This window comes from Sphingobium mellinum, assembly GCF_037860795.1.
Taxonomy (GTDB): Bacteria; Pseudomonadota; Alphaproteobacteria; order Sphingomonadales; family Sphingomonadaceae; genus Sphingobium; species Sphingobium mellinum.
Window position 1 is genome coordinate 53,835 of sequence record NZ_JBANRK010000007.1, and the last position, 22,770, is coordinate 76,604.

The window sequence follows — 22,770 nt, forward strand, 5'->3', positions numbered from 1 at the left end:
TCACCGCCTCCACGGCAGGATTTGCGTGGTGATCGACAGCAGCAGCCGCGTATCGCCGCGCTCCGTCTGAAAGCCCGCCTTGCGCAGCGGCGTCGCCAGCGTCAGGTCGATCCGGGCATGGCTGTCCCAGGTCGCCCGGAGGCCGCCGCCTGCCGAAAAGAGCTTCTGCGGATCGAGTCCCGCGAAATTGGCGCTTTCATGCCACAGCCAGGCTGCGTCGAAAAAGGCGAAGGGCTGCAACGCGATCGCCCCCGGCCCGCGCGGCATGATGCTGCCATAGCGCAGTTCCGCCGCCACGCCGACGCCGCTGTCGCCGGTCAACAGGCCCGGATCATAGCCGCGCCCGACCGTATAGTTGCCAGCGCTCATCTGTTCATAGGACAGCAGCACGTCAGGGCTATATTGCGCGCGCGGCGCCAGTGCGAAGGTGAGTGCGGGCACCGGCCGATACTCCGCCTGCGCGCCGATCCGCAGCACGAAGGCCGACGGATCGCCGTCGATCTGGCTGAGCAGCACCGGACATCCCGCCAGATTGGCGCCGCACGCCCGGCTCGCGCCCAGCGCTGCCAGCCCCTGCCGTGCTTCGGCCATCGCGCTCAGCCGCCATTTGGGCTCCACGCCGGTATATCCGGTGGTGCTCACCAGGCTGTCGGGATCGATCAACTCGCCCTCCAGCCGCAGGAACAGCACGCGTAGCCGGTCGCGGGACAAGGCCGCCGAACCGATCCGCACATCCTGGTCCACCACGTCCAGCCCGCCGCTCGCCAGCAGCGTTTGCACCTGCCGCCGCACCAGCGGATAGGACAGGGCAGCGGTCGCGATCATCGTCTTTGACGACAGGTCCAGCCCGCCCACATCGGGCTTGCTCCAGGCATAGGTGAAATCGCCCGACAGGCGCAGCCCGTCGCTGCCGATCGCCATGCTGTGTCCGGCCTGCAGCACCGTCTGCTCGCTGGGCTGCGCCGTGTTGAAGATGCTGAACACGGTGCTGTCGCCCATGCCGGTCAGGTCGTTGAAGCGCACCCGCACCAGCCCGCCGAAGCGCCCCACCGACCGGCTGCCCAGATTCTGGACGTTGGCGTCGATTTCCACCCGGCGGCGCGTCACCTGCACTTCGCCGATCACCTCGCCCGGCGCCGTACCGGCCGGCCGCAACGCCAGCCGCACGTCATAGCCGGGCAGGTCGCGGGCCAGCAGCAGATGCCGCTCGGCCTCATGCACGTTGAAGATCGGCTGGCCCTTCAACGCTTCCATATGGGCCGCGACCAGCCGCTCGCTGTTGCCGGCGTTACCGCGCACCTCGATCGCCACCAGACGCGCCATCAATATGTCGAAGCGGACCGTGCCGCCCTTCTCGATCCGCTGCGGGGGCACCTGCACGGCGGCGAGATAGCCCATCTGGCGCAGCGCGGTCGCGGCTCGGTCGCGGACTTCGCACAGGCTGGCAATCGGCACCTCGTGCCCGGACAGGTCGCTCCAACTGTCGCGCAGCGCCTCCGGATCGACGCCGTGCAGCCCCTCGAACCGGACATCGGCGAAGTTCACGGTGACATTGGCGAAGCGCGGATCGGCGAGCGGGCAGGGCGCGCGCTCCACGCCGCCCACCACAGTCAACCGTCCAGCCCGCGGGGCGGCGCCCTCCTGCCGCTCGGCGGGCGACAGTTCCTCGCGGGTCGGCGCACGCGGCGCGACCTGCGCCACCGCGCTCAAAGGGACCACCGCCGTCAGCGCCAGCGCAAGACGCCATCGCGCCGCCCGCTGAACTCCGGATGCTCTTGCCCCCTGCACGCCCATCAACTGCCCCCACATCGTCGGGCGAGTGCGGCCTTATGGCCATCCTCCCGCCCTCGCAAACTTCGCTGTATCAGCCCCACCCCCGGTGGCAACCAAGGGGGGACGCTTTGTTCTTCAGTTCCCCGCGCCACCCGGCGGCGCGGCTGCCGCGTCGACCAGCAGGTCAAGCTGCGCGCCGCATCCCTGCGCGATCAGCGCGGACGCCAGCGGCGCAAGCTCCGTCGTCGACGGCCCCACCTTGGCGAGGCGGATATCGGTGACCCGGGCGCCGCGATCGAGATGATAGGATATGCCATCGGCCAGAGGCAGCGACGCCGGCCAGGCCGCGATCGTTTCCCCGGCGGCGAAGGTGACGCTCGCGCGCATGTGCCCGCCGCTGATCGAAACCGTAGCGGGCTTGGCCGCATCCGCCCGCCACAGGCGCACGGCGGCCGGATCGGCGAAGCAGAAGGCGCCCGACCGGCCCATGTCCACCAGCCAGAGATTGGGACGATGCGGCGGGGCGGGCGGCGCGTCGCTCACATTGCCCCGCACGGCCCCGGTGCGCGCCCGTCGCACCCGCTTGGTATCGAGCAGGGCGGCAAGCGTCACATTGCCTGCCGGCGCAGCGCCGGCCGCGACGGTAACGCCGAAACGGCCCGGCCCTCGCAAGGTGCGGGTCCCCCTGGCGTCCAGCAGCGTGACCACGTCGCCGGCCTTCAGCACCAGCGACCCGCCATCGGCCAGCTTGCTGCCGGGACGGTAGGTCGCGGCCGACGGCCCCGACGCGCGCACCACCATTGTTTCGGCTGCCGCCGGCCCCGCAAGGCCCAGACCCGTGCAAAGCGCCGCCACGGCCCAGCACGCCCTTGGCCGCCGCGGTCCCCTAGCCCAGAGCATAGACTCCTCCTTCCCCAAGATATTCATAGCGATACACGAGATTGGCGATCGCCGCATCCTCCGGATGCCGCTGCGCCAGCGCGCGCAACACATCGAGCGCCCTTGCCCGGCTTGCCGGATCCTCGCCATCAAAGGCCTCCAGGGCTCGCGAAAGCGCCTCACACTCTTCCACCGGAAAATCGGGGGCGGGTTCGAACAGGTCCACGGGCGTCGCCCGGCCACGCAGCCTGACCCGTCCCATCGGCCGCCACCAGTCCAGCCCGGACAGGTCCTTCGCCTCGCGGCTCACCAGCACCTTCGTTTCCAGCGGCTTGTTCGCTGCCTCCAGCCGGGACGCCGTGTTCATGCTGTCGCCCAGCGCGGTATATTGGATGCGCCCCTCGCCCCCGAAATTGCCGACGATCGAATCGCCATGATGCAATCCGACCCGCGTGCGGCCGATCGGCGGCACGCCCGGCGGCAGGTCGCGGCGAAAATTCTCCCCCGCCTGCCACATCGCATAGGCGGCCAGCGCGGCATTGCGCCCGTCGTCGGGCCGCGCGATCGGCGCGCCCCAGAAGGCAACCACCGCGTCCCCCACGAACTTGTCGATCGTGCCGCCATGCGCCAGCACCACGTCGCTCAACATGTCGAGATAGCGGTTGAGCAGGTGCGCGACCATTTCCGGCGCGATGGCATGGCTCAACTTGGTGAAGCCTTCGAGGTCGGTGAACAGGGTGAAGATCGGCCGCTTTTCACCATGGAGCGCCAGCTTTTCCGGCTCGGCCAGAATTTGCGTGGCGATGTCGCGGGGCAGATATTTGCCCAGCGCCGCCTGCGCGAAGCGGCGCTGCTGCGATGTCACCGCGCGCGCCGCCGCACCGACGGCGGCGAAAGCGATAATCCAGCCCAGTCCCCAACCGGCGGCGGGCAGGCCTTTCGTGTCCCAGCCGCGCGCCTGCAGCCACAGCGGCAGCCCGACGATCGCGACCGCCTGCACCGCCAGCGCCGGGGCCAGCCAGAACCAGCGTAGCTCGGCGAGGCTGGTCAGCGTCGCGGCGAGCACCACCAGTCCCGCCGCCAGCCACAGGGTAGCGCCCGGCAGAGCGGGAAGCCGGGCGCCGTCCAGCAGTTGCGCCAGCATCGTGGCATGGACTTCAAGGCCGATCATCGTCGATCTAGCCTGGCGACCCGATAGCGGCGTTTCAAACTGGTCGATGTCGACGATGTCGCCGCCGATCAGGATGTGCCGCCCCTTGATCATCGGCGCCAGCGCCGGCGCCATGGCGGGATTGGCCATCAGGTCGATCTGCAGGCTGGGGATCACCGGCTCCTCCGATCCGTCCGCCTGTGCGAGCGGCCGGCGAAAGCGGATGGCGCCGCGATAATCGTGGAACAGCGGCGACGGCTGCATCGCCAGCGACAGCAGCGGGGGCTGGCCGGCGGTGGGCCGGGGCCAGCTGCGCGCGACATTGTCGGCGTCCGTTTCCAGCCTGATGCTGGCGGGGCGCACCCTGGCTGTCCGTGCCCGCGCGATGAATTGGTCAAGATAGCGCTGCTGCTCGAAGATGATCTGTTCCTGATTGTCACCCAGATTGGCATAGCCCAGCCAGACCGGCGTCCGCATCGCCTTCAGCGTCGAAAGCAGTTGCGCGTCCTCGTCCTGCGGCTGGTCGAACAATATGTCGATGCCGATCGACCGGGCGCCCATCCCGTCGAGATTGCGGAGCGCCCGCGCCAGCAGTCCGCGGTCGAGCGGGGACCGCTTTCGCGTGGCGATCAGCGTCTGGTCATCATAGACCAGCATCAAAAGGCGATTGTCCTGTGCGACGCGCGGCGCGAAGGTCGCGGCGCGCCAGTCGTAAAGGCCGCGTTCCGCGTCGGCCGTCGGCATCTCGCGCTGGGCGCCTACGGATCGCGTCCAGTCCCATCCGGCGACGAACAGCGCGATCAGCAGCAGCAGCAGCGTGCCAGCCAGACGCCAGCGGCCCGCATCCTGCACCACCCGCGCACCCCGGCGCAGCAGGCGTCGCGATGCCATGCAATCAGCGCCGGTCAGTCAGCGGGCGCGCGCCATCGCCGACGATCGCGAAACCTGACCAGTAGAAGGGATGTGACGTGTCGGCATCGTCCATCAGGCGGATCTGCGCGGCCCTGAGCGCCTCGGCCACGGGCTGTTCCGGCGGGGCCGCGAAAAGCCCGCCGATCAGCCTTTCGGTCGCGTGATAGTCCTCCGGCGCCGGCCAGTGGCTGGCGATGACCGACCGGCTGCCCGCCCCGATGAAGGCGCGCACCAGGCCGTCGAGCGCGCCGCCACCGCCCGAAAGGCCGGCCGCCCGCGTCGTTTCCACGCCGGCCGCCCCGGCCGTGTCGCAGGCCGACAGCACCACCAGGTCGGCGTCCAGCCTCAGGTCGAAAATCTCGCCGAACTGCAGCAGGCCGTCCGACGTCCTGTCCGGGGCAAAGCTCGTCAGCAGCGCCGGCCGCGCCGGACAGCCCGGATGCGGCGGAGTGACCAGGCCATGCGTGGCGAAATGGAGAATGCGGAACTGGTCGAGGTCGCGCCGCGCCATCACCGCATCATCCGTAAACGCCGTGCCCGTCATCAGTTCACTGCCCTGCGCGCCGATGGCCTGCGCCGCCTGCCGCAGTTCGGTGGCCGGGATGGGGTGGTCCCATTGGGCGGGCGACCAGCCGCAATCCTCTCCTGCGGCGGGCAAGGCCGCCCGCGCCGGCGCAGCCATGCGGGAACCCGCGATCGGGGCATTGTCGCCAAAGCCGATATAGCTTTGGGCCGCTGTCGAGCGCGGTGCCGCGCGGGCGTCGCGAAAGGCGCGGGCCGACAGAGCCGTGCTCACCGCATGGTCGCGGCCAAGCCAGTCGACGCCGCGAAAGTCGAATTCGTCGCCGCCTTGGGCCACCCGCGCTTCGTAGGCGTCGACGCCGGGCTGGCTGGCGACCAGCAGGTTGACGGGCAGCTGCAACATCGCGCCGTCCGGTTCGAAGATCAGGTGCCGGACCGGCGCCAGCCGCTGATCGACGGGACCGAACAGATCGAGATAGAGGCTGCGCGCCACCGGCAGATCGAGCGCATAGGTGGTCTGGACGCCGTTGACATCGATGGAGATCGTCTGGCGCAGGGCGGCGACCTTGCGCGCCACCTCGCTGGCGCTGGCGGCGAGCCGGTAACCGGTGGCGCCCTGCCCGTCGATCCAGATCGCGAAGAGCGCGTCGCCCAGCTGGGCGAGCTTGTAATAGCCCTCCCCCGGCTTCAGCGTTGCCTGCATTTCGGCGAGCGTCAGCACCTGCGGGCTGACCGCGCGATATTGGGGATAGGCCGCCAGCGCGGCGAGAGTCGCGGCCTGTTCGCCAGCAAGCGCGTCGATATCGGCCTGCTCCCGCGCCGCCTCCTCGCGCGCGGCCTCGTCATCCTTGCCTGCTTGGCTCAACTGGGCGAGTGCAATGCGGCTTCGCTCAATGTCGCGCGAAAGCGACACGGACTGGCGAAACAGCCGCGCCGCCTCCGTCGTGCCGCCGGACAGTTCGCGGCTCAGCAGCTCCAGCGTTTCGGCGGCGCCGGGGCGAACCAGCAATTGCGATGCCTCGAACAGGTCTGCGGCCAATTCCGGCCGCTTGGGCATTTCTGCCGCCAGCAGCATGAAATAGGGTTGTAACTGGTTCGCCATCCCGGTCAGCGCGCCACGTCCCGCCTCCGTCGAGGCAAGGATCGCGCGATAGGTCTTCAATGCGTCATCGGTCCGGCCACGCCGCGCCAGAAAGGCGCCCAGCCGCGCCCGCGCACCATTCAGCGCCATGGTTTCGGGATATTGAGCCGCCAGCAGGGCAAGCGCCTGGTCCAGATAGGATTCGGCCGCGCCATATTCGCCGTCGGCTTCATGGGTCAGCGCGATCTCGCTCAGCAACTGGGCGCGCAACCGGGTGATCGAGGTTACCCGCCCGCCCCGGATGGCGACCGCGTCGGTCAGCGCGGCGGCGAGAACGGCGCGCGCCTCGCGCGGCTTGCCCGACAGGCGCAGGATCGTGCCACGCAGCTGCTGCGCCTGCGCATCGAGTATGGCCGCCCGCTCGGCCGGGCTGAGCTTCGTATCCTGACGCACCCCCAGCGCCCGCGCCTCCGGCCCGCCGCTGCTCAATTCCGCCGCGACTTCGGGCGGCAATGTCACCGCGCCATCGCCGATGGGAAGCGCCGCGCCGTCTTCGGGGGAATGGTCGAGCAGCGCGAGCGCGCCGGCGAGGTCATGGCGATTGATATGATGCACGACTTCAAAATTGCGGCGCAGGCGCAGCTGGACGGCGTCGGCGGTGGCAATCCCGCGTGCCTCTGCAAAGGCGGCGTCGGCCTGGTCGAAAAAGCCCAGATTGGACAGTTGCAGGCCGCGATTGACGAGATATTCATGCGCCCGGTTCGCGCGCTCGGCCGCCGTCAGCGATCGAGCATCGGACTCATGGGCAAGCCGATCGGTCAGGCTGTCGAAAAATTCGGCGGCCTCGGCATAATTGCCGGCGGCGTTGCGGCGATAGCCTTCGGCCAGCACCGTCTGCGGATCGAGCGTCGCGGCCTGCATCCGGGCGAAAGCCGCGCTGTCGGCCGCACCCGTGGTCGCGATATCGACCTTCCCCGGCACTATATGGTCCAGCATCACGGTGCGCAGGCCAAGGTCGAGCGCGCTGCCATAGGCGGCAAGGCCCTGCGCGACATAGAGCGTCTTGCCGCGTTTCAGGACAAGGATGCGATAGTCGCCGACCGGGCCGCTGCAATTGCGGGCGGACGCGGCGCCGATGTCCGGCAGCGTGACGCCGCCAGCCACGCCGCAATTGACCGTTTCCCGGCGCGATGCGGCCAAACGGTCCATCAGCGCCGCTTCGCCGTCCTCCGGACCGCTGCGAAGAGCGTAGAGCTGACCCACCGGCCGCGCGGCATCGCGGCAGACGATGGTCCAGGCGCGATCGAACATGGTGCGGCCGGCCGGATCGCGGTTGACGCTCTGGGCCTGGCAAAGGGCGCCATCGCCCGATCCGATGCGAAAGCTGTCCCGCAGCAGCGGCCGATCATCCCGGCCCTGCGCGCAAAGCGCCACGGACGCACCAAGGACGCCCAGCGCGAACAATATGCGACCCGTTTTCCCGACGACGCTCAATGGCTTAAATCCCCCAGCTCGCCGACTTTATCCGTACGAGCGCCTCGCGCGCGACCCTGCGCGATCTTCATAGCGCGGCCGTGTCGCACCGCAAGGTCAAAAGCCCGCGCGCCCTAGCGTCATGTCAATTTGCCACCCATCCAGCGGCCGTCCGCGCGCCCAAGCCGCGGAGCGCGCCAGAGTTTAACCTGGATCAAGGTAAACCTTTGAACTGCGTTCTTTTGAGGAGTTCGTTCTGTATTTATCCGCGCCAAAACCAGTGAAGCTGCGACAGCCCGCTGCACAACTGCCACCTATGGCGCCTTCAGCGCGGTCGTCGTCATGCCGATGTGGCCGTTCCCGCCGGGCGGGACTCCCTGAAAACGACAACGGGTTCAGCGCTTCCCCTTGCCCGGCTCCCCAGGCATAGACGCGGCATGGAACCAGCACATGATCAGGGCAATCTTCTGCGCCTGCCCGAACGGCAGGATGGCGAAGAGCGGTTCGAGGACCTGCTGCGCCGGCCCGGCGTCAGGATCGAACGCATCGTGTCGCGCGGCCATGTGACGCCCGTGGACCAGCCCTATATCCAGGATTGGGACGAATGGGTGCTGGTCGTGGCAGGTGCCGCCGAACTGCTGCTGGAGGGTGTCGGTATGCACCGGCTTGAACGCGGCGACCATCTGCTGATACCCGCAGGCGTCCCCCATCGTGTGACGCACACGGATGACCCGACCGTCTGGCTGGCCGTGCACATCGGCGAGCCTGAGGCTTAGGGAAGAATATCGAAGCGCCGGTCGATGCCGATCCGTTCCAGAAAGGCCGGATCATGGCTGACGACCATCAAGGCGCCGTCATAGTCGCGGAGCGCCTGCTCCAGCAGTTCCACCGACTCCAGGTCCAGATGGTTGGTGGGCTCGTCAAGGATCAGCAGCCAGGGCACCCGCTCACCCGCCAGCATGCAGGCAAGGCCCGCGCGCAGGCGCTCGCCGCCGGACAGCGCCCCCACCTGCTTCAGCGCGTCGCGGTTGCGAAAGGCGAAACGGGCGCAGGCGGCATAGGCATGCTGTTGTTCGAGGCGCGGATTGAGCCGCCGGAAATTGGCGAGGATCGTCGTGTCGGGGTCCAGCAGCCCGACATGCTGGTCGAGCAGCGCGATCTGCCCTTCGACGCGGCGCACCGTCCCGCTGCTCGGCGCGATCGCGCCAGTCGCCAGCTTCAGCAAGGTCGTCTTGCCCGCACCGTTGGGACCAGTGATCGCAAGCCGGTCCGGGGCCCGCAGGTCCAGCGTCCAGGGACCAAGCCGACGCCCGCCCAGCTCGACCGTTGCCTGGTCGAGCGCCAGCAACCGAGCGCCCGAGGGAAGGCCGCTTGGCGGCAGCTTCATCGTGAGCGGGGTCAGCACCTCTACCCGGGCGCGGGCTTCTTCCGCCCGAGCCGCCGCCTCGCTGATCTGCCGCCTGGTCAGGCGCCGGACATCGCCGCCGCTATTTTCGGCGCGCGCCGCCTGGGCGCCGAGCAGGATCCTGGGTTCGGAACCCCTTGCGGCGAAGGCGCGCCCCGCCTTGTCGCGCCGCTCCTTCGCCTCGCGCTGGCGCTGCGCTGTCCGCTCCGCCGCGCATAGCGCTGCCTCTGACCGGCTGAGGTCGATGGCCGCCCTGTCCCGTTCGGCGTCACGCAGCGCGGCGAAGGTCGACCAGCCGCCCGCGACGATGCGGATGCCGACGGGCGTCAGTTCGACGATCCGGTCCATCTGCTCCAGCAGGTCGCGGTCATGGCTGGCGACCAGCATGCCGCCGCTCCAGTCACGGACCAGGGCGTGGATGGCCGAACGGCCCGCCACGTCGAGATTGTTGGTCGGTTCATCAAGCAGCAGCACGTCAGGCCGTTCGATCAGCAGGCGCGCCATGCCGATACGGCTGCGCTCCCCGCCCGACAGCGATCCGATGCGGCGGTCGAGCGCGAGACCGGCCAGGCCGACTTCGGCCAGCGCGGACTCCACCCGCGCCTCCAGCGTCCAGTCAACAGCCTCGAAATCATCCGCCCGCCCTTCGCCGGCGAGGATGCGCTGAAGCCGCGCCCAGCCTTCGCCGATGCCCAGCGCCTCGCCGATCGTAACCTTCTCGGGCCACTCCTGCGCCAGCAGGCCGACCGACCCGATGCGCTGCACGGTGCCGGACGCGGGCTCGGCCTCACCGGCGAGGATATGGAGGAGGGTGGACTTGCCCGAACCGTTGCGGCCGACCAGGCCTACCCGTTCGACGCCCAGGGAAAGTGTAAGATTATTGAAAAGAATCCGGTGATCAGGCGTTCTGACGGATACGGAATCCAGCGTAAGAAGAGCGGACATGAAAACTCGCTGATGCGGACGGAACAGGAAAGGCTGCGCTGTTCATCCGATCGTCCATTGTCCTGCTCCTTCTCGCTGTGGCGACTGATCTAGTCGCGCGGGTGAACGGACGCAAGGCGTTCGCGCAACGCGGGAATGTTACTGTAAATCAGTATAGCCGTTCGCAGGCCAATGTGATCACGCGGGCGGTGAAAGAGGCATCAAGGCGGCGGCCGAAGGACTGGCGGACTCAGCCCTGGAAGCGGGAGGAACCGCCAAATATGTCGCTGATCCTTGTCCACGCGCAGATATCGCGGTTACTTTCGGCTAGATCCGCTTCAATACCTGTTCGACGCTGTCATCCGCCGTCGCCGCCTTGCCCGCTTCGCAACCTACTTCCTTTTCCAGCGCCGCGCGAATGTCTTCCACTTCGCTGGACGTGCGATGCTCGATCCCGATAAATTGTTCCCGCGCGGGACCGAGCGCGCGGATGACCTCGTCAAGTTTGGCCTGCAAGGCCGCCGCGTCGCGATTCTGGCTGTTCTGGATAAGGAATACCATCAGAAAGGTGACGATGGTCGTGCCCGTGTTGATGATGAGCTGCCAGGTGTCCGAATAGTCGAAAACGGGTCCGGTCACGCCCCAGACGATGATAACTGCCAGCGCGCAAGCGAAGGTGAGCGGCTGGCCGGCCGCCCCGGAAATGCGCGTTGCGATGGCAGTGAAGATACGGTCCATGTCCTGCTTTCGATCTGGTGCTCCGGTGAAGGGAACCGGCAACACTCGGAAACATTCAACTACCGAAATGATCAAAAGTGCCGTTATCAAGACTTCAGGCTATGCCATTTTCACGGTAGCGCTATGCCTGGCCATGGGCGTCGTGCCGTCCATCATCGGCATGCTGTTGCGCTGGTTGTCCCCCGCATGGAAAAGCACGAGCGGTAACGCCTTTTAAGCCACAGTTCAGCCGCTTTGCGCCATGCTGCAAGTCAATGCCGCCCTGGCTGGAGGATCATATTCCTTGAAAAAAATCTGCGCCGCCGTCCTTGCCGCGCTGCTTGTTCCGCCTGCGCTCGCCACAGTCGCCCGGGCCGAAACCTATTATGTGGATTCGCTCCGCGGCGATGATCGCTCGGCGGGAACGGCGCCCGCGCAGGCGTGGCGCAGCCTGGCACGCGTGCGCGACTTTCCCCTCCGCCCCGGCGACGAAGTGCTGCTGGTCGCCGGGTCGACCTGGACGGAGCCGCTGACGATCACCCGATCGGGTAGAAACGGAGCGCCGATCACGGTCGCCGCGACAGGCACGGGTCCCCGGCCCCGGATCAACGCGGGCGGGGTGTCGTCTTATGGGGTCGGAATCATCAACGCCGCCTATGTGACCGTGCAGGGGCTGGAGGTGACCAACGACGCTCCCTCTCCTGCGCCGCGCATCGGCGTGCTGGTGTCGGCGGAAGATCGCGGCGTGACCCGCGGCATCCGCATCAGCGGCATGTACATCCACGACGTGCGCGGAACCAACGACCGCAAGGACAATGGCGGCATCGTCTTCCGCGCCGCCGGGCGGCGGCTGGCGACGCGATTTCACGACCTCGCGATCGAGCGCAACATCATCTGGCGCGTCGACAGGTCGGGCATCGCCGGCATCAGCGACCGCGTGTCCAAGACCGATTGGTTCCCAAGCGAAGATGTCGTCATCCGCGACAATTATCTGGAGGATATGGGCGGCGACGGCATCGTCCCGCGCGGCACGGACGGGGCGCTGATCGAACATAATATCGTGCGCTATGCCGGCAGCCGCGCCCGCGGCTACAACGCAGGCATCTGGCAGTGGAGCACCGACAACAGCCTGATCCAGCTCAATGAAGCGGCCTATACCCGGACGCGGTATGACGGACAGGGATTCGATTCCGACTTCAATTCGCGGCGGACGACCTTCCTCTACAATTACAGCCACGACAATGCCGGCGGTTTCCTGCTGATCTGCTCGCCCCGGCGGGACGACAAGGACAATCTGGGCAATCGCGGGACGCGCGCACGGTTCAACGTCAGTCGCAATGACGGCAGCCGGATATTCCAGCTGTCGGGCAACGTGACCGACGCGAAGATCGAGCGAAATGTCATCCATGTCGGCAAGGCGATCGACGTGCAGATGGTGGTCGCGACCCAGTGGGACGGCTGGGCGAACGACGTGCATTTTGTCGACAATCTGTTCAAGGTCGCCGGCACCGCCAGATATGGCAGCGAGGTGGGGCGCAGCGGCCCGGATTATCTTATCAAGGCGGGTTTCGATCCCGCCGGAATGATCCGTTTCAAGGGCAACAGCTATTGGGGCAGCCATGTCGACCTTCCCGAGGGCGGCGTCGCACCGGCTCCCCTACTGCTGGAAGACAGGAACGCCGACTGGCAGGTGCCGGTTTTCGACCCCGCCCGCCCGGACGGCTTTGACGAGTTCCTGCAACGTCATCGCAGCTGGATGCTGACGATGCTGAAACGGGAACTGGGCTTGCCTGTCCAGTTGCAGGAGCCCCGCCGCACGGCCTTTTTCGATGCGAGGCGGTGATTTGCTACCGATAGCCGCCTGTGCCAGGAAGCGGCCCATTGCGCGGACGGAGATTACACCCATGGATTTTGACGACCAACTCCGCCGCTATTTCGGATCGGCCGACCTGGACGCGGTACCGCAGCCGGCGTTTGCCGCTGGCGTCGAACGAATGCGCGTCGACTTCGGTCTGGAACGCGACCGGGGCCGCCGCTTCGCCCTGTGGTCGCTCCTGTTCCTGCTCGGATCGGCGCCCGACCTGGACGCCTTCGATGATCCGGCGGACCGCAACGCCGCGCGCGACTTCATGGAAATGATGGAAGGCGAAGGCTGACAAAGGCCGCCCCCCGACAGGGCGATCCACAGGCCAATTGACAAGCTGCATCCGCCGCTGAAACGGGATCGCGCGGTCGAGACTGCATCCATGACTGATGAGACAGCCGAGAAGTCCTGCGACCGCAATGCGTTCCGCGCATAGCGCACCAGGGATAACCTGCTTTATCGACGTGCCCGATCAGCGCGCACGCTCTCTGCTGGGTTCAGCGACGGCCGCTCGGCCCGGAGCGCAACATCCACCAGATCAGCGCCGCGAACGGCGACCAGCCATCCCCGGTCGGCAAATGCTTGAGGCCACAATCATGCGCCTCTCCCGCGCGCCAGCGGTCGCGGGCGACGGCCCGATCCCGTGCCCGCTGTTGCCGACGGCGGAGGCGGTCGCTGTGCGTTCCCGTAAGGCGCACCTGGTGCTCAAGCGGCATGGCGGCGTCCTCCTGCGATATCCGAATAGGCTGCAAACAGCCGTTCGAAATGTTCGTCCATCGTCATGACCGACGCAGCTGCGCGGATCGCCTGGGCGTGCTGGGCCTGCGGATCGCCGGCCATGAAGTCACGAATGGTTGCGGCCAGACTATCGCCCTGCCGCGCCCGGTAGAGCAACCCGCCGCCGCTGCGCGCCTGGTCCGACGCGCCGCCCTCGTCGGGCACGATGACGGGTACGCCACTGGCCCGCGCTTCCGCCGCGACCATACAGAAAGTCTCGGCTTCGCAGCCATGTACGAGAGCGTCCGCGCTGGCGAGCAGTTCTGCCAGCATCGCCCGGTCATGCATCGGCGCCAGCAGCTGGATATGCGGATTGTTGGCGGCCGCGCGGCGCACGCGGGATCGGTCGCGCCCGTCGCCTACAAGCACCAGCCCGACCGGGCTGACATAGCCGGCCGAGGTCACCGCCTCGATCACCATCGGCCAGCGCTTTTCCGGCGCATGCCGCCCGATTCCCAGAAGCAGCGTCGCGTCGGGACCCAGGCCGCACCGTTCCAGCAGCCGGGCGCGCAGCGCGTCATTGCGCCGATCAGGGCTGAAACTGCCCGGCTCAACCCCCATGGGCAGCGTGGCCACGCGGTGCAGACCGCCGGCGATCAGTCGCTGCGAAAGACTGTCGCTGGCGCTCACCACCAGGTCGAAGCTTTCGTCCAGGCGGCGCAGGTGACGCCAGAACCAGTCAAAGCCGCGGTCGATCGTTTCACGCCGCAATATCTGGCCGAACCAGCGATAGGCATAGGCGGACAGGGGGTCGGCATGCATGATGAGCGCACGCGGCGCGGCTCCGCGCCAGCGCGCGACCATGCCGGCGCTGGACCATGGCGAGGATGCTTCGACCAGATCCGGCTGCAACCGGTCGAGCATCGCATGCAAGGAGCGTTCGTCGTCGAAATAGGAATAGCGGCGGTCGAGGGGGAAGCGGCGCGCCGGCATCATCACGATCCGCCCACCGCCGCTTGTTTCCATTACCCGTTCGCCGTCCGACGGAGCAAGGATGATCACCTCATGCCCCGCCGCCGCGCCCGCATGCAGCTTGCGCTCAACATAGGTCTTCACCCCGCCCCCGCTGGGCGAATAGAAGGCGCAGACGTCAACGATGCGCATCGGCTGTCTCTTTCAGGGGGCCGAAGGAAAAAAGTCCACGGCGATAGTTCACGATGATCGTGATCCGCGTAGGGCCGGAACCGACCGGGGCGCTCGCGACGGCGGCATGCGGTTTGGACATGCCAAGGCGTGGGTTGTGGGCAAAGCCGATACCGTCCATCGACAGGGTGAAGCGGCGATTGGCGTCGCGGTCGTGCAGCAGGCTGAGCGCATAATTTCCGGGACCTGGCGCACGGATGCACAGTTCGACCGGCCCGGTTGCGGGCACGGGCACTTCAACCCGGCGGAATGCCTTGCCCGCTGCAAGCAGGACGTTGTCGTCGGCCAGGAAATCCGTGTCGTTCGCTGGATAGAGTTCCAGTTTCAGCTGGCCCCTGCGATCCTTCAGCCCGGCCACCTCGACGAGATAGGCCGATCCGTGCTCGTTGGGGCGACACTGGCCCTCCGCCTTGCCCAGATCAGGCGTAGAGGGCATGAGCGCCGTCAAAAACAACAGTGAGATCACCGCGAACGCCCCTCTTTCAAAAGTTCAGATGCGCCAAGGCCGATGCCCAGCAACAGGTGCGCCGCCAGTGTCAGGGACGCCATCAGCGCCATCGCCGCCACGATCTCGCTATTGCGGCCGATCAGTAAGGCCGCGATGCCGGCGAACACCACATCCTTGTTCGGCAGGAAGGGCAGGCGCGATATCAGCTGTCGCAAGGTGCCGAGCAGAATCCACCAGCTCAGCGCCACGACAGGCAGCAGCAGGTGCCACATAATGGCCGACAGCACGATCTGCCCCACGACGCGCAGAAAGTGGATGCCCGCGACGATCCACAATTCCTCGCGCGGCAAGGTGAAGAGCCGCCGACGCAGCATCATCGTGACTATCGACGTCAGCAGCACGAACAGGATGGAGCCACCGACCTCCCAGCGGTTTACGCCAGCGTCCACGGCGCTCAGCAACGGGAAGGCGAGCGCCACCATCACCAATGTGACGACATTTCCCACCAGCGCCGACAGGATCGCCACATCCTTGATCGCGCCGAATGGGGCGGTGGTGATCCGACTGCTGCGCCGCGCCCAGGCGTAGAAATACACCTCGCCCAGATAGCCGAGCAAAATCTCGTTGCTGACCAGCTTTCGCAGCAGCGCCAGAAAGCCTTCGGCGGGGATCGACCAGAGGCGGCGGAAAATAACCCATTCGGAAAATGGCCCCGCCAGATAGTTGAGGCCGAAGATCGCCCAGAAGAGCGGTGCGCTCGGCATCAGCGCCCAGAGGCTACGCGGATCGAGATGGCGGAACTGCGCCAGCGCCACGACGAGGATCAGCGCCGACAGGAGTGGCCCTGCCCAGCGCGTCCAGTTGCGGCCCGATTGTATCAATGGCGCCGGATCAAGAACGGGCGCGTCCACCAAGGGGACCATTATGCCGGTGGGGGTTTCGCCAGTCATGTGCTGCTCGTCATGGTGAGGGAGGTCGCGCGCGGATATGCCTGACGGCGCGAAAGGGCGGCGAAACGGTCCACATAGGCCTGCGCCACATGGTCAAGGGTGAAGCGGCGCGCCTGATCCAGACTCGCTTCCGGGTCCTGAACAAGCGCCCTGGCATCCGCGATCGCGCGAGCCATGGCGTGAAGGTTGCCCGGCGGGACCAATTCCCCCAGGGCCCCATCGCGCAGAAGCGGCCGCATCGCGCGGCTGCAATCGGTGGCGATGATCGGCATTCCGACAGCCAGCGCCTCCAGCACTACGGCTGGCATGCCTTCAAAGTCGGAGGACAGCAGCAGGATGTCGGTCGACCGGAGTTGCGCCGATGCTTCGGGCACATGCCCGGCAAAATCCACCCGATCGACGATATCTAGGCGTGACGCCAGCATGGCGAGAGCCCTGCGCTCGGGCCCCTCCCCATGGATGACCAGCCGGTCCTCTCGACAGGAGCCAGCCGCAAAGGCCTTCAGCATCAGCGGGAAATTCTTCTGCCGTGCCAGCCGGCCGATCGCGACGAAGCGGCGGCCCACGTCCATGGGATGGGGCGGCTCAGCGGCAGCCGCCGCGCGAAGCCGATCGATCTGGGTACTCGACAGGGCGGGCGATGGTATGACGCTGATAGAGCCCGCGCGGGGTATAACCCATTGCGCGATCTCCTGATCGAGTCCTGGCGCGATCGCGACGAAATGGTCGATGAAACGGCCCTGGATACGCAACCACAGGCGATAAAGCATCCGCACCGGCCAGCACATGTCCAGTCGCTCAAGATCATTGCTGATCTGGGCCAGGATCGGCGGACAGGCACTGCCCAGCAGTAGCTTCATCGCCACTGCCACCACCGCATAGCTGTTGCCCGCGCAGAACAGAGCGTCGGGGCGCATGCGGCGGATCACCGCCGGCAGCGTCGCGATCATCCACAGCGTTTCGAAGTCAGCGGCCGAGAAAGGCGGCTGGCGCGGGACATGGCAGGCAAGGCCGGTAGCCAATTCGTCGCGCATGGCGCCATCGGTTCGACCTAGAAAGAGCGGCGCGTCCACCCCCTGCTGCCGCCACTGGCGCACCAGCCGGAGCGCGACGCGCTCGACACCGCCGGGTTCGAAACTGTGCAGGAAAGTGAGGATGCGCACGGCTCGGTCCTCAGACCGCAAGCAGCGCGTCGTAGCGCGCCGGCACATGGGTTCGCCGCATGCGCGCCAGTACCCGGTCGATGCTGGCCAGCAGTTCCGGCACATGCGCGTCGCCCGGATGCACCGCGACCCGCGCGACCGGCGACCGGCGCAGCAGCGGCGGCAGCAGCCGCGCGGCGAGCAGCGACGAGGCGATCCGCAGCCGGCTGCGGCTCGCCCAGGTGATTACCGGACCTCGTGCCAGCACCCGTCCGGAACTGGGTTGCCAGACCTTCATATGATCTTCCGCCAGCGCGAAATGTGCCTTTGCCAGCGCATCGAGAGCGGGCCGACCATAGAGCCATGCGGGCGCCACGAAACCTGCGACGGGGCGGCCGGTAATCTGTTCGACCAGGTCGCGCGCATCGGTCATGCGCCGCGCTGCGGTGGTCTCGTCCAGACCCAGAAATTCTCCTTCCCCAGCCGTCATATGTCGCGCCTTGAACCTAGCGACAGGCTGGCTATGGACCGTCATGTCCTTATGAAACCAACCATGTGCGAACATACTGACGCCATGGTCCGACCATCCCCTCAGTCGGTCGGCAAAAGATGAGTGCGGATTGATGGGATGCTGACCCCAATGGTCGGGCACAACCAGCATGGCGAGATCGCGCAGTTCGACATGGCGCGACAGGCGCTCCAGCAGCAGGTCGATCTCCGTTTCGAAACGGGGGCCAACATCATGAATCGAAAGCAGAAGTCTTTTCATGGTGTGGGCCAGTGCCATTGAAGCTGTTTAGGGTGCGACGGCGCTATCGTCGCTTGTCATGACCTGTGTATTACAGGGCCGCTGATGTGGTGAATTTGCCACTTCATTAAAATGCCGTAATGCCAGGGCGAACTGGCCGCGGCTGAGCGTTCTCTGCACTCCCCACCGCGTCCGGCCGACCTTTCCGTGCGACGCGCGCTCAGGCTGACGATATTGGTCTTAGTCCGGCGCCGTGCACGCATGACGACCGGCGATCGGCCTTCAAATCAGCCGTTGGCCGATCCCGCCACCACACTCTTCACCCGGCGGGGTCCTTCGAGGGGCGTCGCGTGGCGATCAAGGGAAATAACGCCGCTGCGTTCGTTCCAGGAATGAATAAGGGCAGGGACATTTTCCGAAGGCGTCGGCCGGCCGAAGAAGAAGCCCTGAGCATAGTCGCAGCCCAGTTCCCGGAGACGGATGGACTGGCCCTCTTCTTCCACGCCTTCGGCTACGACCTTCATGTCGAGCGCGCGGCCGAGCGTAATCAGCGCAGAGACGATGGCGCTGTCGCCGTCGCGCGCGGTGACGCCACTGACGAACGAGCGGTCGATCTTGAGCGTGCTGACCGGCAGCGAGCGAAGATGGGACAGCGAGGCGAAGCCGGTGCCGAAATCGTCCAGCGCGAGCGGGATGTTGCACATGTGCAGTTCTTCAATAGACCGGCGGACGGTATCGGACCCCGCGCCCAGGAACACGCCTTCGGTAATCTCTATCTCGATCGAGGCGGGCTCGATCGAATAGCGGGCCATCGTCTCCATGAGGCGAGGGGTAAAGCGTTCGCGGCGCAACTCGGCGGAAGACACGTTGATCGCGACGTGACCAAAGCCGAGGCCACGTGCACGCCACGCAGCCATGTCCGCAAAAACCTTGCTGGTCATCGTCTGGCCGATCATGTCGGCCACGTCATGATCGTCGAAGGCGGCATAGATCTCGGCCGGCGCGCGGATCGTGCCCAGCGCGTCGCGCCAGCGCAGCAGCGCTTCAAAGCCGACCAGTTCGCCCGTCTGCAGCGAAACCTTGGGCTGATAGTAGGTCAGGATGGTGCCGTCGCGCACCGCAGTGCGGGCGCGGTTGATCATCGCGACGCGTTCCTGCATGTCCTCCAGCAGCGACTGTTCGAACATCTGCAGCCGCCCGCGTCCCAGCGACTTGGCGCGATAAAGCGCAAGGTCGGCGTGGCGCAGCAATTCGGTGGCGACACGCCCGTCATCGGGGAAGGTCGCGATGCCGATACTGACCCGGCATTCCAGCGATCGGCCCATGGCATAGAGCGTCTCGCGGATATTGAGGGCCCTGCTGCCGAGTTCGACCAGCTGTTCCCGGCTGCCTACACCCTCGACCAGGATCGCGAATTCATCACCGCCGAGCCGCGACACCAAGGCGCGGCCGGCAAATGCGTCCTTGAGGCGCGAGGCGAAGCTCTTGAGCAGTTCGTCCCCCGCATGATGCCCCATCAGGTCATTGACATCCTTGAAATTATCAATGTCCAGCAGGAACACGCCCAGCTTCTTGAAATCGGCCAGCGCGTCGGCAAGCGCACGATCAAGCGAGGCATTGAACATCGCGCGATTGGGCAGTTGGGTAAGGGAGTCATGCTCGGCATTCCAGCGGATCTGCTCTTCGATCAGCACGCTTTCGTGGATATCTTCGGTATAGCCGTACCACCTGATGATCTGGCCCTTGTCGTCGCGACGCGGATAGGCCTGGGCGCGCATCCAGCGATACTGGTCATTGACCATCAAGCGCACCCGCACATCAAATGGCTCGCCGGTTGCGTGCGCGTGGGCGATGCACGAGCCGACCCTTTCTATATCATCGGGATGGGTCGCTGCCAGCCAGCCGTCGCCGGCCGCCTCGTCGCGTTCCAGCCCGGTATTTTCCAGCCATCGGTCAGTAAAGTCGATGATGCGACCTTCCGCATCGGCGATCCACGGGAGCTGAGGATTATATTCGACGATGAAGCGCAGATTTTCCTCGCTCCGCCGCAACAGATCGATCTCCGTCCGCTCGCCGGTCACATCGACCAGCACCGCACGGGCGTGGCGCCCGCCCACGGGATCCTCGATCATGCGGGTCGCAACCCGCACATGCCGCATCTCGCCGGCACGGTTCTGGAGGTGCAGCAGCGCCTCGCCACGGCCCGACGCACCCGTCGCGCGGATCAGCCGCTGAAGCGGCGCGCGCAGATCCCGCCGGACGCCGCGGAGCCAGGACAGCAGCCGCTGCGGCTGGTTCGAGCCGAAGAATGACACCGCCGCCGAGTCCGGATGGATCAAGCCATCCCGGTCCACCAGGCAGCATGACACGCCCGCAGACGCCAGAATATCCTGGTCGCCGTCCATCGGACCCGGCCCGTCCCGCTTGCTTTGGTTGGGTGGCCGCGATGATGTCCGGTCGGTCATTATGCTCCTGTTGTCGGCACGTGCGGCGCCCCCCTATATTGGTCACCAAGCCGTCAATTTTTTGCTAACGGCTAGCAGGGAAAGCCGCGCTTCCCCTTTCGATCATCTGCATTAAAACACTGGATCAAATCAGAATTTATAAGCCAGGCTGATGCCAAAGGTGCGCGGCGCGCCATAGGCAGCCGTCCGCGGCACGCCGATCCCCGACCGGTCGTCGGCATAGGTCTTGTAGGTCTCGTCGGTCAGATTATCGACCCAGGCGACGATGCTCCCGGGACCATGACGGACGCCGACGCGCAAGCCGAGCAGCGTTCGCGGATCGGACTTGAAGGCATCGCTATTGGTCGGCTCGAAATAGACGGTGGAGCGATAATCCGCATCGCCGCGTGCGAAGATCGTACCGAAGCTTACCGGCACTTCGTACTGGATAGCGCCATAAGCGGTGAAGTGCGGCGCCAGCACGAGATCATTACCCGCGCAGTTCGTGACTCCTCCCCCCACCGACTGCGGCACGCCGCAATTGTCGAACCGCTTGTAATGGGCGTCCAGAACCGCGGCGTTTCCTTCGAGCGTCAGCCGGGGCGAGAGGGCCAGCGACAGCTCGCTCTCAATGCCTTCGATCCGGGCCTTGCCCGCGTTGGTGAGCGCCAGTCCGTTACCAAGAACCTGCGATATCTGAAGCTGGTCATAATCCGTATGGAAGGCAGCGACATTCAAACGCGCCCGATTGTCCAGCATCACTGCCTTCAGGCCGACCTCATAGCTCGTCGCCTTTTCCGGCCGTGCGGTCAGCCCGGCAAGCGAGGAAGCAATGTCGACATTATAGGCCGCGCTCTTGAAGCCGCGCGAGAAGCGGGCGTAGAGATTGGCTTTGGCGGCGACTTCATAGGATATGCTGGCGCTGGGCGACCAGTCATCGTCGTTCGATCGACCGTTAAAAGTCAGATCAGGGAAGCCCAAAAGGGGGAAAATGCCGGTCACGTCATTCTGGGCGAACTGCGCCCGCTTCTTTTCCCTCGTATAGCGGACGCCGCCAGACAGGGTGAGGCGGTCGGTCAGCGGATAGTCGAGCCGCCCGAACAGCGCGCCGCTCTGCGTCTTGACGCTGCCACGGGTAGTCAACACGGGCGAAGCCATTATGCCGAAGGGTGCCAGCAGATCGGCGCCAAGTCCCAGCCCCCGGTCAGTATGCACCGTCTGGTCGAAATAATAGGCGCCGACCAGGTAGCGCAGCTTGCCGGCCCCGCCGGCGAGCCGCAATTCCTGACTGAAGAAGCGCGAGGAGTCGCTGAAATCGTCGACGGACACGAAGTCGACCTGTTCCTGGTCGTCGTCCAGCGATGCGTCATAGGAGGAATGGCGATAGGCGGTGATCGATGTCACGGTTACATCGTCGGACTGCCATTCACTGGTCAGCGAAATGCCCTGGCTGTCGCGGTTGAGCCGGTTGGGCCGGTTGTTGTTGATGCGATGCGGATGCCGGGACGGGAAGTCGGCCGGATAGCCCGCCAGCACATCCGCCTGGAAAAAGGCCGGCGTCCCGCGATCGCGCAGCCCGTCCCAGCGTAGCAGGAAGGACAGCTGATCGGTCGGCGCATATTTCGTCGACAGACGCCAGGTCAGAAGGTCGGTCGAACCGGCGTCCTTGCCGCCCGAGAGATGCTTGTAGAAGCCGTCCTGCCGCGTATAGGCAACCGCGCCGCGCACCGACAACTGGTCGTTCAGGCGTGCGCCCATGGCCGCCTCGCCCCGCCAATAATCGTAATTGCCCGCATCTACCCGAACGGACGCGCCCGGATCGGCATCGGGCTGCTTGGTCTGCACATTGATGACGCCCGCGATCGTGTTCTTGCCATATTCGGTCCCCTGCGGACCGCGCACAATTTCCACACGATCAATGTCCAGCAAATGCTGAACAAAATTTTCCGGCCGTCCGACATAGACGCCATCGACGTAAATCCCGACGCCGGTTTCCAGACCGATATTGCGGACCAGTGTCGAAATGCCGCGAATCGAAATTTGCCCCTGCAGCTGACCAGCAATGCCACCGCTGATGTCGACATCAGGAGCGAGGCGGGTCAGGTCCGTGATGGTCTGGATGCCCGCCGCGACGATCGTGTCCCCGGAAACACTGGTGACGGAAAGCGGTGCGGCCAGCAGTGTTTCAGGAACTTTGCGCGCTGTGATGGTGATGTCCGCCCACGATCGATCCGCGGCGGTCCCCCTATCATCGCCTGCCTGCGCCCAGGCAGCGCCCGTGGACAGCAGTTCGGCCGTCAGTGGCGCAATCAATGCCCACTTCCAACGAGATATACTGCGTGAATTCGCCATGACCCTAGATTATCCGTTATATTTTGTCGATCCCGCCTCGCTCCTAAACATGGTTGGTAAATCACG

Annotated in this window: 18 protein-coding genes; 4 read left to right on the forward strand and 14 right to left on the reverse strand. The window is 66.0% G+C overall.

The features are described 5' to 3' along the window. The 4 genes from AAC640_RS10285 to AAC640_RS10300 all read right to left on the reverse strand — a co-directional run bounded on the left by AAC640_RS10285 (position 1) and on the right by AAC640_RS10300 (position 7,628). A complete protein-coding gene (locus AAC640_RS10285) occupies positions 1 to 1,794 on the reverse strand; it encodes a ShlB/FhaC/HecB family hemolysin secretion/activation protein (RefSeq protein WP_340266087.1) in 1,794 nt (597 codons plus the stop codon). 114 nt (positions 1,795 to 1,908) lie between these two features. After that, on the reverse strand, positions 1,909 to 2,628 hold the full coding sequence (locus AAC640_RS10290) for a hypothetical protein (RefSeq protein ID WP_340266028.1): 720 nt from the start codon (positions 2,626 to 2,628) through the stop codon (positions 1,909 to 1,911). Between the two features lie 31 nt (positions 2,629 to 2,659). Further along, positions 2,660 to 4,693 carry a CHASE2 domain-containing protein gene (locus AAC640_RS10295; protein WP_340266029.1) on the reverse strand — a complete coding sequence of 678 codons (2,034 nt, stop codon included), beginning with the start codon at positions 4,691 to 4,693 and terminating at the stop codon, positions 2,660 to 2,662. Between the two features lie 4 nt (positions 4,694 to 4,697). Then, complete coding sequence (locus AAC640_RS10300; protein WP_422794986.1) at positions 4,698 to 7,628, reverse strand: CHAT domain-containing protein; 2,931 nt, start codon at positions 7,626 to 7,628, stop codon at positions 4,698 to 4,700. A 599-nt stretch (positions 7,629 to 8,227) separates the two neighbouring features. Here AAC640_RS10300 and AAC640_RS10305 point away from each other — a divergent pair. Further along, positions 8,228 to 8,566 (forward strand): cupin domain-containing protein, encoded by a 339-nt coding sequence (locus AAC640_RS10305; protein ID WP_340266031.1) that lies wholly within the window; start codon positions 8,228 to 8,230, stop codon positions 8,564 to 8,566. Here the strand turns inward: AAC640_RS10305 and AAC640_RS10310 are convergent. Further along, entirely contained in the window at positions 8,563 to 10,140 is a 1,578-nt protein-coding gene (locus tag AAC640_RS10310; RefSeq protein ID WP_340266032.1) for an ABC-F family ATP-binding cassette domain-containing protein, read from the reverse strand. The genes AAC640_RS10305 and AAC640_RS10310 overlap by 4 nt on opposite strands. A 306-nt stretch (positions 10,141 to 10,446) precedes the next feature. Next, positions 10,447 to 10,857, reverse strand: a complete 411-nt coding sequence (locus AAC640_RS10315; protein WP_340266033.1) for a low affinity iron permease family protein — start codon at positions 10,855 to 10,857, stop codon at positions 10,447 to 10,449. 67 nt (positions 10,858 to 10,924) lie between these two features. Here AAC640_RS10315 and AAC640_RS10320 point away from each other — a divergent pair, with 67 nt between their 5' ends. From AAC640_RS10320 to AAC640_RS10330, 3 genes are all read left to right on the forward strand, one after another. Further along, the gene (locus tag AAC640_RS10320) at positions 10,925 to 11,074 is read left to right on the forward strand and encodes a hypothetical protein (RefSeq protein ID WP_340266034.1); all 150 of its coding nucleotides are present in this window, start codon (positions 10,925 to 10,927) and stop codon (positions 11,072 to 11,074) included. 66 nt (positions 11,075 to 11,140) lie between these two features. Further along, positions 11,141 to 12,679 carry a right-handed parallel beta-helix repeat-containing protein gene (locus AAC640_RS10325; RefSeq protein ID WP_340266035.1) on the forward strand — a complete coding sequence of 513 codons (1,539 nt, stop codon included), beginning with the start codon at positions 11,141 to 11,143 and terminating at the stop codon, positions 12,677 to 12,679. A gap of 61 nt (positions 12,680 to 12,740) precedes the next feature. Continuing rightward, complete coding sequence (locus tag AAC640_RS10330) at positions 12,741 to 12,992, forward strand: hypothetical protein (protein ID WP_340266036.1); 252 nt, start codon at positions 12,741 to 12,743, stop codon at positions 12,990 to 12,992. A gap of 205 nt (positions 12,993 to 13,197) precedes the next feature. Here the strand turns inward: AAC640_RS10330 and AAC640_RS10335 are convergent, their stop codons facing one another. The 8 genes from AAC640_RS10335 to AAC640_RS10370 all read right to left on the reverse strand — a co-directional run bounded on the left by AAC640_RS10335 (position 13,198) and on the right by AAC640_RS10370 (position 22,665). Further along, positions 13,198 to 13,416, reverse strand: coding sequence for a hypothetical protein (locus tag AAC640_RS10335; protein WP_340266037.1), 219 nt, complete (start codon positions 13,414 to 13,416; stop codon positions 13,198 to 13,200). Next, positions 13,406 to 14,581 carry a glycosyltransferase gene (locus AAC640_RS10340; RefSeq protein ID WP_340266038.1) on the reverse strand — a complete coding sequence of 392 codons (1,176 nt, stop codon included), beginning with the start codon at positions 14,579 to 14,581 and terminating at the stop codon, positions 13,406 to 13,408. Before AAC640_RS10340 ends, AAC640_RS10335 begins: the two co-directional genes overlap by 11 nt. Further along, the gene (locus tag AAC640_RS10345) at positions 14,568 to 15,056 is read right to left on the reverse strand and encodes a DUF2141 domain-containing protein (protein WP_340266088.1); all 489 of its coding nucleotides are present in this window, start codon (positions 15,054 to 15,056) and stop codon (positions 14,568 to 14,570) included. Before AAC640_RS10345 ends, AAC640_RS10340 begins: the two co-directional genes overlap by 14 nt. Positions 15,057 to 15,082: 26 nt before the next feature. Next, a complete protein-coding gene (locus tag AAC640_RS10350) occupies positions 15,083 to 16,018 on the reverse strand; it encodes a hypothetical protein (protein WP_340266039.1) in 936 nt (311 codons plus the stop codon). Then, complete coding sequence (locus AAC640_RS10355) at positions 16,015 to 17,181, reverse strand: glycosyltransferase (protein WP_340266040.1); 1,167 nt, start codon at positions 17,179 to 17,181, stop codon at positions 16,015 to 16,017. The genes AAC640_RS10350 and AAC640_RS10355 overlap by 4 nt, the downstream gene beginning before the upstream one ends. Before the next feature lie 10 nt (positions 17,182 to 17,191). Next, positions 17,192 to 17,929: a DUF2334 domain-containing protein gene (locus AAC640_RS10360; RefSeq protein WP_340266041.1), complete on the reverse strand. Its 738-nt coding sequence runs from the start codon at positions 17,927 to 17,929 to the stop codon at positions 17,192 to 17,194. A 266-nt stretch (positions 17,930 to 18,195) separates the two neighbouring features. Then, the gene (locus tag AAC640_RS10365; protein ID WP_340266042.1) at positions 18,196 to 20,373 is read right to left on the reverse strand and encodes a putative bifunctional diguanylate cyclase/phosphodiesterase; all 2,178 of its coding nucleotides are present in this window, start codon (positions 20,371 to 20,373) and stop codon (positions 18,196 to 18,198) included. A gap of 129 nt (positions 20,374 to 20,502) precedes the next feature. Then, complete coding sequence (locus AAC640_RS10370) at positions 20,503 to 22,665, reverse strand: TonB-dependent receptor (protein WP_340266043.1); 2,163 nt, start codon at positions 22,663 to 22,665, stop codon at positions 20,503 to 20,505. Positions 22,666 to 22,770: the final 105 nt, after the last annotated feature.